This is a genomic window from Microtetraspora fusca (genome assembly GCF_001570365.1).
Lineage (GTDB): Bacteria > Actinomycetota > Actinomycetes > Streptosporangiales > Streptosporangiaceae > Microtetraspora > Microtetraspora fusca.
Map to the genome: position 1 here is coordinate 50682 of NZ_BBYK01000042.1, position 11601 is coordinate 62282.

At 70.4% G+C, this 11601-nt stretch carries 11 protein-coding genes; 10 read left to right on the top strand and 1 reads right to left on the bottom strand.

Translation table 11 applies throughout. From position 1 onward, the window contains the following. Positions 1-276 precede the first annotated feature (276 nt). Positions 277-888, top strand: coding sequence for a DUF6609 family protein (locus AWQ68_RS09460; RefSeq protein ID WP_245655828.1), 612 nt, complete (start codon positions 277-279; stop codon positions 886-888). Positions 889-953: 65 nt separating this feature from the next. Here AWQ68_RS09460 and AWQ68_RS09465 read toward each other — a convergent pair whose 3' ends face one another. Next, positions 954-1955, bottom strand: a complete 1002-nt coding sequence (locus AWQ68_RS09465; RefSeq protein WP_218006822.1) for an NAD(P)H-binding protein — start codon at positions 1953-1955, stop codon at positions 954-956. Between the two features lie 444 nt (positions 1956-2399). Between AWQ68_RS09465 and AWQ68_RS09470 the strand changes: the two genes are divergently transcribed. The 9 genes from AWQ68_RS09470 to AWQ68_RS09510 all read left to right on the top strand — a co-directional run bounded on the left by AWQ68_RS09470 (position 2400) and on the right by AWQ68_RS09510 (position 11557). Further along, positions 2400-3755, top strand: a complete 1356-nt coding sequence (locus AWQ68_RS09470) for a cytochrome P450 (RefSeq protein WP_084463813.1) — start codon at positions 2400-2402, stop codon at positions 3753-3755. Between the two features lie 2 nt (positions 3756-3757). Further along, a complete protein-coding gene (locus AWQ68_RS09475) occupies positions 3758-4720 on the top strand; it encodes a terpene synthase family protein (RefSeq protein ID WP_066937915.1) in 963 nt (320 codons plus the stop codon). Continuing rightward, complete coding sequence (locus AWQ68_RS09480; protein WP_218006823.1) at positions 4717-6396, top strand: prenyltransferase/squalene oxidase repeat-containing protein; 1680 nt, start codon at positions 4717-4719, stop codon at positions 6394-6396. Before AWQ68_RS09475 ends, AWQ68_RS09480 begins: the two co-directional genes overlap by 4 nt. Before the next feature lie 211 nt (positions 6397-6607). Further along, positions 6608-9055: a sensor histidine kinase gene (locus AWQ68_RS09485; RefSeq protein ID WP_066937917.1), complete on the top strand. Its 2448-nt coding sequence runs from the start codon at positions 6608-6610 to the stop codon at positions 9053-9055. A 43-nt stretch (positions 9056-9098) separates the two neighbouring features. Further along, positions 9099-9530 (top strand): roadblock/LC7 domain-containing protein, encoded by a 432-nt coding sequence (locus tag AWQ68_RS09490; RefSeq protein WP_066937919.1) that lies wholly within the window; start codon positions 9099-9101, stop codon positions 9528-9530. Next, the gene (locus tag AWQ68_RS09495; RefSeq protein WP_084463814.1) at positions 9527-9910 is read left to right on the top strand and encodes a DUF742 domain-containing protein; all 384 of its coding nucleotides are present in this window, start codon (positions 9527-9529) and stop codon (positions 9908-9910) included. Before AWQ68_RS09490 ends, AWQ68_RS09495 begins: the two co-directional genes overlap by 4 nt. Further along, positions 9891-10490, top strand: a complete 600-nt coding sequence (locus tag AWQ68_RS09500; protein WP_066937926.1) for a GTP-binding protein — start codon at positions 9891-9893, stop codon at positions 10488-10490. The genes AWQ68_RS09495 and AWQ68_RS09500 overlap by 20 nt, the downstream gene beginning before the upstream one ends. 70 nt (positions 10491-10560) lie before the next feature. After that, positions 10561-11244: a YoaK family protein gene (locus AWQ68_RS09505; protein WP_066937928.1), complete on the top strand. Its 684-nt coding sequence runs from the start codon at positions 10561-10563 to the stop codon at positions 11242-11244. A 79-nt stretch (positions 11245-11323) separates the two neighbouring features. Further along, the gene (locus AWQ68_RS09510) at positions 11324-11557 is read left to right on the top strand and encodes a hypothetical protein (RefSeq protein ID WP_157545078.1); all 234 of its coding nucleotides are present in this window, start codon (positions 11324-11326) and stop codon (positions 11555-11557) included. Positions 11558-11601: the final 44 nt, after the last annotated feature.

Genomic DNA, 11601 nt, shown 5'->3' on the forward strand with positions numbered 1-11601 from the left:
CGTCCTTCTGGGGCTTGCCGTCCTGGTCACCGCGACGGCCTGACACGAGCGTCTGAAACCCGGCAGTACCCCAGCACATCCCCGGCGGGCCGTCGCCCGCCGAAGAGGCCGAGCCCTGCGAGGGCCCGGCCTCTTCACATTTCCCGGATGTGCCGCGCCCTCCGGTCACCACGCCGGCCCGGCTCCTGCCACGCGGTCCGATCAGTGCCGTGGGGCCGTGGGGCCGTGGGGCCGTGAGGCCGTGAGGCCGTGGGGCCGGGGTGCCCAGGTATCAGGGTGTCGGGCACGGCGGTCGGCCTGCCGGCGCGAGCGCCCAAGGTAGGAAAAGTCTGGCAAGATCGTTTCTGTGAAGTTAGGAGCGACATGCCGACGATTGCGGAAGCCGTAGCCGACCACCCTTATCCGCTGATCCGCGGAGGAGGCCTCTTTCTCATCTTCATCGGCCTGGGCTGCCTGGGAAGCTGGGCGTTCAACAAGTACTGGCTCCCGTTCCTGATCGGCGGATTCGTCACGGGGTTCACGGCGAGCGGTCTCAGCGCGCTGTTGCCCAGCCTCGGCAGCCCGTCGTTCGCGCAGATCGCCGGGCTGGTCGGCGCGATCGTCATCGAGATGGGCCTTATCTATCTGGCCCTCACGAAGACCAAGAACGCGGATGAGCGGACGCAGATCCTGACCATCCTGTTCGTGGTCGGCCTGCACTTTCTGCCGATGGGCCTCGCCCACGGCCCGCTGATCGCGATTCTGGGAGTCCTGATCGCGATCAACGCGTTCCTCGGCCTGCGCCTGGCCCGCGTGCCCGCCCCCGCGTTCGGTGTCACCGACGCGCTGCTCAAGCTCGGCTTCGGCGGCGTGATGCTCTTCGCCTATCCGGCCCTGACGTTCACCTGACGTCCGCCGTGGCCCAGAGCGCCGGCCCACCCACACGGTGCTGAAGGAACGGCCGGACCGAAAGTTCAGAGACGGAAGTCGTCGGCGTGGTCCCGCGCCCATTCCGCGAACGTCTGGGCAGGCCGCCCGGTGAGCTTCTCGACGATGACAGAGGTCTCGGGGACGACGTCGACGCCCTCCGTCCACGCGCGCATGATCGCCTCCACTCCCATCGCGGGCATCGTCCTGCCCAGGTCGGCGCGCGCCTGTTCGGGGGTGACCACCTCGATCGGGATCGGCCTGCCGATGGCCGTACCGATGTGCCCGACCTGCTCGCGCAGGGTGAGCGCCTGCGGCCCGTACAACGTGTACGCCTGTCGTCCGTGCCCCCGCTCGGTCAGCGCCGTGACCGCGAGCGCGGCTATGTCCCGCTCGCTGACCGGAGCCGTCAGCGCCTCCGGGTACGGCAACCGCACCGCCTGCCCCTCCTTGATCGCCCGCATCCACCACCATCGGGTGTTGGTCGCGAACATCCCCGGCCGGATGAAGGTCCAGGACAGCCCGGACTCCTGCAGGGCCGACTCCACGACCCGATGGTCCCGAGCGATCGGATTGCGGTCGGCGCCGGGCTGCACGATCGCCCCGGACGACAACAACACCACGTGCCGGACCCCGGCCGAACGGGCGGCCGCCACGAACTCGTCGATGCCCGCGGGTTTGGCGTAGAGAAAGACCTGTGACGCGCCCTCCAGTACGGCGGGCAACGTTTCCGGCATATCCAGATCCGCCGCCACATGGGAGGCGTCCGGCGTTCTGCTCGTCAGCCGGACCGGCACGCCCGAAGCGGTCAGACCTGCGGCGACATGGCGGCCGACGCTCCCCCGGGCGCCGAAGACAACCGTGACCATCGTGTGGGGCCTCCTCTGATCCTCGGTGAGCAGCTTGACGAGTCGGGTGGGCAGGACCCGCCGGGTCTCGGGTGACGGCGAGTCGCCTCCGAGGATGTCCCGGACGAACCGCGGCACCGTGGTGGGCGCGAAGATGATCGCATAGGCGGCATTTCCGAGCGTACGGGGGGCGGGTGTCAACGGAACGGCCCGGCCCACCCGAACCCCGGTGCCCACTGTCGCGACGGGTGAACGGAGGGTGAGCTCACTTCCCCCTATTGGTGGCTCAACCATGACAATCTCCGCGATTTCTGCATGTCACTCAACAGATCACAAAATTGGTCAGTCCGACGACCTTGATTCGGACGATTTGATCATGTGATACTGCCGCCAGGTGTCGATGATGACTGAGGGCATCTCGTAGCGTCATGCGGCTTGTGAGGCAAGGAAGAACCGGAGGTACCGCGGGCTGAAGAACGTCATGGCGGCCTGAACCGAGTACCGACCACGTACCGACCCACGTCAAAGCGCACTGGATGACGCGCCGACGGACTGTCCCGCGTCGCCTGAGCCGTCCTTGCCGGTCGGCGGGTGACCGCGGGTGCATGTGCGCCGGATGTGAATTCCTGCTGGGAGAACGCCCAAATGTCAACAGACGTCGTCGCGCCCCCACCCGAGGCGAGGACCCTGCCCTTCTACCGGGCCCTGGCCAAGTACACCCGCGACCCTATCCGGGCCTTCGAAGAGGCGGGGAAGCAGGCCGAGGGCAGGATCGTCCGGCTCAACATGGGCCCCTTCAAGCCCTACCTGGTGACGCACCCCGACCACGTCCAGCACGTGCTGCGCGGAAACTGGTCGAACTACGTGCGCGAGGGCATGTTCTGGGACCCGCTGACCTCGCTGTTCGGCGACGGCATCTTCTCCGACGGCGCGGGCTGGCAGGAGAGCCGCAAGATCGTCCAACCGCTGTTCACCACCCGGTACATCGACTCGCTCACCGAGCGCATGGCGTCGATCCTCGCCGAGCAGATCGAGGAGGAGATACGGCCGGGGGTGCCCTTCGACGCCTTCACCATGGTGTCGAAGATCGTCCACCCCACGATCGTCCGGCTCTTCTTCGGCGACAAGATCTCGCGTGAGGACATCGCCCAGCTCGTCCCCGCGTACGACACGGCCGTGACGTCGAAGGCGATCAGGCTGGTGCTGCCGTTCGTGCCCGAAGGTGTCCCGCTGCCCGGGGACAAGGCGTTCGAGCGGTCCATCAAGACGATCGACGAGGTCGCGTACGCGCGTATCCGCGAGGTCCGCCGCAACCTGGACGACGACCAGGACATCGTCTCGGCGCTGTGCCGTGCCCGCAAGGACGAGCCCGGTGAGGCCGGCGACCGGAAGATCCGCGACGACCTCGTCGGCATGCACGGCGCCTCCACCGAGACGTCGGCGACGGCACTGACGTGGATCTGGCCGGTGCTCGACGCCCACCCCGAGATCGCGCAACTGGTTTACGAGGAGGTCGACCGGGTGGTCGGCGCGGGCCCGATCAGCCCCGCGCACCTGCCGGAGCTGCGCTATCTCCGGATGTTCCTGAACGAGATGCTCCGCCTGTACCCGGTGGGCTGGATCCTCCCCCGGAAGGTGGTGGCGGACGACGTCATCGGCGGGGTCCAGGTCAGGGCCGGCTCGACCGTCGTGCTCAGCCCCTACCTGACCCACCGGCTGCCGGAGTTCTGGGACCGCCCGCTGGAGTTCGATCCCGAGCGGTTCGATCCGGAGAGGGAGGACCGCCGACACCGCTACGCCTACTTCCCCTATGGCGGCGGGCCGCACCAGTGCCTCGGGCCGTCCCTCTTCATGATGGAGGCCCTGCTGCTGGTGGGCGGGATCCTGAGCAGGTTCCGACCGGTTCTCGGCAACACGACCCCGATCGTGCCGAAGCTCGCCTCGACCCTGCGCCCCAACCAGAGCGTCCAGATGACCCTCGTGCCGATCGAGCGTTCCTGATCATGCACGAGCACCACCTCCGTACGGCGGGGAGCGCGGGCACGGCCGCGAAGGGGTTCGCGGCGGCGGCCGAGATGGGGCGGATCGCGGCGCTCGCCGCCGCGGGCGGGCGCGACCTGCGAAAGTGCGCGGACGCGTACGGCGACCTGTTTCTCGGGAAGCCGTTCGACCCCGGCTTCTTCGCCGCGCTGGCCCACGTCGGCGCGGCCGGCTCGCCCTGGGAGACGGCGGACCGGCTGCGGATCGTCAACCGCGCCGCGCTGTGGGTCTTCGCCGTCGACTGGCTGATCGACGTGACGGCGAAATCCGCCGACGACGTCGATCGGATCGTGCGCGACTGCCTCGCCGCGGCGAACGGCACGGCGGAGGCGGCCACGCCGCTCACCCGGCTTCTCGTCGACATCCGGGACGAGCTGGCCTCCGTGCCCGCGTTCGCGACCGGCGGCCCGGTCTGGAACGCCCAACTCGAACGCATGCTGATGGCGATGGCCCGCGAGTGGCACTGGAACGCGGCGCGCGCCGAGACGGCCGACCCGGAGACAAGGGACGGCGAGGCGGCGGAGCGGGAGCCGATCCTGCCGGACCTGGAGGAGTACCTCGGCAACGCCGACGGCACCGGCTCCTCCTTCGTCAATGTCTCTCACTGGATCTTCACGGGCGGTCCGTGGACGCTGGAGCACCTCGACGAGCTGATGGCGATCAGCGCGGAGGTCCAGCGCTATCTCCGGCTGCTCAACGATCTCGCCACCTATCGGCGGGACGTCGGCTGGGGAGACGTGAACGTGCTGATGCTCGGCGTCGATCGCGCCGAGGTGTCGGAGCGGATGGCGCGGCTCGCGGAGCGCACCGGAGAGCTGCTCGAACCGCTGCGGGACGTGTGCCCGCGCACGGTCGCCTACCTGGAATGCCAGGTCGGCTTCAACACCGGGTTCTACGGCGGCGCGGATTATTGGGGTGAGATGTGAGCATCGGCGACCTGGTTGTTCCGGAAAGCGCGGAGGCCCTCGCCGACGCGGCCGACGAGTTACTTGTCGGCCTCATGGCCCGGCCGTGGGGACAGGCCTCCCCGTCGGTGTACGAGACCGGTCGCCTGGTCACACTGACCCCCTGGCTCGCGGGGCACGCCGAGCGGGTCGAGTACCTGGTGCGCACGCAGCGCCAGGACGGCACCTGGGGCGCCAGGGACGGGTACGAACTCGTCCCCACCCTCAGCGCGACGGAGGCGCTGCTGTCCGACCTGCTGCGCGGCGACGGGACCCATGACGGGAGCGCCGGAGCGGCGGCGGGTCCCGGCGCGGTCGCCGACGCGGTGCGCCGGGGACTGGAGGCGCTGCACGACCGGCTCGGCGGCACCTCTTCGGACCCGGCCGCGACGGCCCGGCCGGCGCTGGACGCCTCGTCCCTGCCGGACATGCCGGCGCTGGACATGATCGTGCCGTCCCTCGTCCTGGCGATCAACGAGCATCTCAACGAGCTGGAGCGCACCCCGGGCGCGGTGGTCGAGGCGGGCGGGCGGCGGCTCGGCCTGCCGTACGGCATGGGCATGGAACGGCTGGCGAAGGTGCGGGCGCTGGTCGCCTCGGGCGTGGACCTGCCGGAGAAGCTGGTGCACGCCCTGGAGATCGCGGGCGAGGTGGCCGGCGGCGCCGCGGCGGTCCGCCCCACCCCGATCGGGAGCGTGGGCGCGTCACCCGCCGCCACCGCCGCCTGGCTGGGCGACCGCGGCCTGCTGGACACCACCGACCGCTCGCTGCGGCACCTGGAGGCGGTCGCGCGCCGGCACGGCGGTCCCGTCCCGGTCGGGTTGCCGATCACGGTGTTCGAGCGCGGGTGGGTGCTGAGCTGGCTGGCCCGCGCCGGCATCGACATCGACGCGCCGCCGGAGATGCTCGCGGACATGCGGGCGGCGATCGGCCCGTCGGGGACGCCGGCGGGGCCGGGCCTGCCGCCCGACGCCGACACCACATCCGTCGCGCTGTACGCGCTCGCCCTGCTGGGCGTGCCGTGCGAGCCGTCCGGGCTGCTGGCGTTCGAGACGGGCACGCACTTCTGCACCTGGCCGGGGGAGGACGGCTTCTCCGTCAGCGTCAACGCCCACGCGCTCGACGCCTTCGGCCAGTACGTCCGCGCGCTCCCGGACGACGCCGCGCGGTACCTGCCGTACGTCCAGAAGCTGTCGGCGCTGGTGCGCGACCACCAGCGGCCGGACGGGAGCTGGGACGACCGGTGGCACGCCTCGCCGTTCTACGCGACGGCGTGCTGCGCGCTGGCCCTGGGCGACTTCGGCGGCGAGGAGTCGGCGGAAGCGGTACGGCGGGCCGTGCGCTGGGTGCTGTCCACACAGCGCCCGGACGGCTCCTGGGGCCGATGGGAGGGGACGGCGGAGGAGACCGCCTACGCCATGCAGGTCCTGCTGCTCTCCCGCCTCCACGGGCAGGGAGCCGCGGCGGCGGAGGTCACGGAGGCGGCGGCGCGGGGCTACGCGTTCCTGCTGGAGGCCGGGGCCGACGCCGACGATCCTCCGCTCTGGCACGACAAGGACCTCTATCTCCCGGTGGCCATCGTGCGCGCCGCGGTGCTCGCGGCGCTGCACCTCGCTCGGACCGATCCAGTTGTTATGGAGTGGTACGGACAGTTATGATCTTGTCACCATGCTCAAAGGTGACAAATACTGACCTATTCGGACATTAGGTCTATAAATGCATAGTCGCCTTGAGGGGATTTAATATCTTTTGCTAGGGTACCCCGGGTGCGGTGCGGCAATATTGGCGTGCCCATGTCGCGGCATAAAGTGGCATTCAGGGTAATTGCCGAGGAAATGTGCCGCGGGATTCTCACATATTGAGGTACCTATGCGCTTCCGCAATTCGCGTGTAAAGACCAAGGTCACGGCCTTGCTCGTGTCGCTCACCGCGCTGTGGGCGTTCGCGGCGTGGGTGACGCTGCGGGAGGGCGTGGACCTGCTCGGTGCGACCACGATCGACAGCACCCTGGTCGAGCCCAGTGAGCCGCTCGTTTTCGAGTTGCAGCGCGAGCGGCGGATCTCCCTCGGGCGTCTCGGAAACGCCGGGGCGTACTCCCGGCAGGAACTGCAGGAGCAGCGGGCCCGCACCGACAAGGCCCGGGCGGAGTACACGAGCTCGGCCAAGAGCGGGAACATCTCGTTCGCCGCGAGCGACGCGCTCCAGGAGAACGTCCGCGGCACGCTCCGCCTGCTCGACGGCCTGGCCGCGACCCGGACGGCGGTGGACGGCGGGCGGATCGGCCGGCAGCAGGCCGAGGACGCCTACAACGACATCACCGAGTCCTTCTTCCGAATGTACGAGTCCGTCGCCACCTTCAACGACGTCGACGTCGCGCGGGACGGTCGCACGCTCAACGAGCTCTTCCGGGGCCGGGAGGCGCTCGCCCAGGAGGACGCGCTGCTCGCCGGCGTCTTCGCGACCGGACGGTTCACCGAGGCCGACCACCAGCGGTTCGCCGTCCTCGTCGGCGCGCAGCGCTACATCCTGGAGCACGCCGCGGTCAGCCTCCCCGAGGCGGAGCGGGCCGCGTACGACAGGTGGAGCAAGAGCCGGGCGGTCACCAGCCTGCGCAACATGGAAGACCAGCTCCTGCAGGCCCGCCAGGTGGAACGCCCGCTGACCGTCACCGACGCCCAGTGGCGCTCGGTGGTCGAGCCCGCGCTCGACGGCCTGCAGAAGATCGTCATCGACGGCGGTGACAGCCTCGTCGGCCGGGCCGTCCCGCTCGCGGTCGGCGTCATCGTCCGCCTCGTCCTCGCCGGTGTCCTCGGCCTCATCGCCGTCGTCGCGTCGATCATTCTCGCGATCACCACGGCCCGCGCCCTGGTCCAGCAGCTGGAGAAGCTCCGCGACGCGGCGCTCGAACTCGCCCACGAGCGGCTGCCCAGCGTCGTCAACCGGCTCGGCCACGGCGAAAAGGTGGACGTCGCCGTCGAGGCGCCGCCCCTCCAGTTCGGCGGCGACGTCATCGGCCAGGTCGGCCAGGCGTTCAACGCCGTCCAGGAGACCGCGATCCGCACCGCGGTCGAGGAGGCCGAACTGCGGCAGAGCATCCGCGACATCCTGCTCAGCCTGGCCCGCCGCACGCAGTCGCTCGTCCACCGGCAGCTCACGCTGCTCGACGTCATGGAGCGACGCGAGAACGACGAGGCCGAGCTGCGCGACCTGTTCCGCGTCGACCACCTCGCCACCCGCATGCGCCGCAACGCGGAGAACCTCATCGTCCTCTCCGGCGCATCCCCCGCCCGTGCGTGGCGCCGCGCCGTCCCGATGGTCGACGTGGTGCGCGGCGCGCTCGCCGAGGTCGAGGACTACACCCGGGTCACCGTGCTCCCGATGGGCGACGTCGAGCTGACCGGACGCGCGGTCGGCGACGTCATCCACCTGCTCGCCGAGCTGGTCGAGAACGCCGTGTCGTTCTCCCCGCCGTACACGATGGTCCAGATCAGCGGGCAGGTCGTGGCCAACGGCTACGCCATCGAGATCGAGGACCGCGGTCTCGGCATGACCGAGGAGGATCTGGCCGCGACCAATGAGCGGATCGCCGATCCCCCCGAGTTCAACCTGTCCAGCACGGCCCGCCTCGGCCTCTATGTGGTCAGCAAGCTCGCCGAGCGGCACGCCATCCGCGTGGTGCTCAAGAGCTCGCCGTACGGAGGGACGACGGCGATCGCCCTGCTTCCCCACGAGCTGATAGGCGACGGCATGAACCAGCAGAGCCCGTCCGAATCCGCGGCCGACGACCGGCCGGCCGGTGAGAACGCCTTCGGCGCGGCGCGCGACGAGCAGGAGAACCCCTCGTTCCCCGTCTCGCGGATCGCTCTGGTGGGCGGCCGGGAGCCGTCGGTCCAGGCCGTGCGGACGATCCCCGACCCCGCGGCGTCCTCGGCCCCCGGGACGGCCGCCGACGCGCCCGACGTCACCGGCCCGCACACCGGCCCCTTCACCGGCCCGTTTACCGGGCCCGTGCCCGGCCCCCGACCGGAGCCGGGGCCGGAGCCGGGGCCGCGGCCGAACGACGAGCAGGGGACGCCGCCCGAGCCGGCCTTCACGCCGTCCGGCCTGCCGTTCAGGGTGCCGCAGGCGAGCATCGCCCCCGCGCTGCGCGACGACGCGCAGGCCGGAGCCGCCGACGAGGACGACGACGACCGCTCCCCGGAGGAGATCCGCAAGATCATGGGGTCGTTCCAGAGCGGCACCCGGCGGGGCAGGTCCGACGCGTCGAAGCTGGTCGGCGAGGACACCGGCCCCTTCGACGGCCGGCCGTCGGCGTGACCGTCCCCCCAGCCGTTCACCCCGTAATAAGGAGATCTCCCCGGTGACGCAGAAGACCAGCGCGTCCGCCGACCTGGCCTGGTTGCTCGATGACCTGGTCGGCCGGGTGCGCGAAGCCGAACACGGCATCGTCCTGTCCACGGACGGCCTGCTCATGGCGTCGTCCAAGGGGCTGGGCGTCGACGACGCCGAGCACCTGGCCGCGGTGGCGGCGGGCGTCCAGAGCCTCGCCCGCGGCGCCAGCGAGCGGTTCGGCGGCGGCAAGATCCGCCAGACCATCATCGAGATGAAGTCGGCCTACCTCATCGTCGGCGTGGCCGGCCCCGGCGCCTGCCTGGCCGTGCTGTGCGCGCAGGACGCCGACGTCGGCCTCGTGGCGTACGAGATGGCCATGCTCGTCGCCCGGGTCGGACAGTATCTGACCTCTCCCGCGCGAACCGTCGAACCCCCAGCCAGGAGCGAAGTGCCGCGATGAATATGGAGCGAAGTCCCGGAGACGCCCAGGAGGAGTGGCTGCTCGACGAGCCGACCGTCCGCCCGTACGTGATGACGCGCGGGCGCACCGACGCGAGGGGCAGGTTCGACCTCGTGACCATCGCGGTGACGATCCGCTCCACCACGGGAGCGGAGGTCGGTCTCGACCCCGAACACCTCACCATCGCCAGGCTGTGCCGCAGGCCCCTGTCCGTGGCGGAGATCGCCGCCCACATGGACCTGCCCGCCGGGATCGTACGCGTGCTGCTCGGCGACCTGCTCGAAAAGGGCTACGTCGCCGTCCAGCAACCCCAACCGGAGACGGACGTGCTCGACGAGAGAACTTTCAGGGCGGTGCTCGATGGCCTCCGGGCACTCTGACCCGCCCAAGCTGCCCAAGGCGATCAAGCTGCTGATCGCGGGTGGCTTCGGGGTCGGCAAGACCACCATGGTGGGCGCGGTGTCGGAGATCCGCCCGCTGCGCACCGAGGAGACGCTTACCGACCGCAGTGTGGGCGTGGACGATCTGACCGGGGTGGAGACCAAGAACACCACCACCGTGGCCATGGACTTCGGGCGCATCACCATCGGCGACGAGTTCATGCTGTACCTGTTCGGCACGCCGGGCCAGGAGCGGTTCTGGTTCGTCTGGGACGAGCTCGCCCGCGGCGCCCTCGGCGCGGTGGTGCTCGCGGACACCCGCAGGCTCGCCGACTGCTTCCCCTCCGTGGACTACTTCGAGCGCAGGGGCACGCCGTTCGTCGTGGCCGTCAACTGCTTCGACGGCACCCCGCAGTACGAGCTCGACGAGGTGAAGCTCGCGCTCAACCTCGGCTCTGCGGTCCCGGTGCTGCTGTGCGACGCGCGCAGGCGCGAGTCCGGCAAGGAAGTGCTGATCACCCTCATCAAACACGCGTACAGCAGGCGCCCGGCCGCGGCCAAGGAGGCCTCGGTCCGCTGACCGCCGCGGTGGCCGTGCCGACACGGCCACCGTCCGTGACAGAGAGTGACGGGGCAGGTAGGAACGCGGCATGACCTCGCCGCGGCTCACCCTGTTCGCCGTCATCCTCACCTTCGGCACGGGATCGGTGGACGCGGCGAGCTTCGTCCGGCTCGGCGGGGTCTTCAGCAGCGTGATGACCGGAAACCTCGTCGTGGCCGGGTCCGCGATCAGCAGCGAGTCCCTCGACACGGCGCTGCACACCGTCGTCGCGCTCGTCGGATACGTCATGGGGGCCGCCCTCGGCACGCACGTCGCGGGCCGGCCCCGGCCGGACGAGCCCGTCTGGCCGGGCCGGGTCACCGTCACCCTGGCGATCGAGCTGGGAGTGATCGCGTGCTTCGCCCTCGGATGGGAGCTGGCGGGGGAGAAGCCGGGGATCGTCGCCGAGCACGTCCTGCTCGCGCTCGCGGCGCTGGCGATGGGCATGCAGAGCGCGGCGATGCGCGGCCTCGGCGGGCGGGCCGCCCTGTCCACGACGTACCTCACCGGCACCCTGACCGGGGTGGTGGCCGCCCTGCTCACGCCCCGGGAAGGCGCGCGGTTCGACGTGCCCGGCATGGCCATCCTGGCCGCCCTCACCGCCGGGGCCGCCGCCGGGGCGGCGTTCGTCTCCTTCGCCCCGGCGTTCCTTCCGGCCATCCCCCTGACCACGCTCACGCTGGTCGTCGTACTCGCCTTGTTCACCGGACCGCCCGGCGCGGCGGCGGGGTGATCGGCGGCCCGGGGCTCTGGCCGACGAAGCCGGGCAGAGGCAGAATCATGGTGAGATCACCTGATATATGGAGGTCGCCGTGCGCACGAGGCCGGGGGAGAACAACGAGGAGCCGCCCGAGATCATTCGTGGCCATACGGAGGACGTGCACGAGTACGTCGTCGAGCAGGTCAGGGACGTGACCCGCGGCGGGAAGATCGTGCTGGAGATCGGCGGCCCCCGCGTGGACACCGCCTTCCGTGAGCTCTTCCCCGTCACCTACGACATCGTCATCGAGCATCCCGAGGACAAGACGACCGGCGAGGACAAGTAGTCGCCGAGCCCGGTCCAGGGTCGAACGCGACGGCGTTCTCCGTA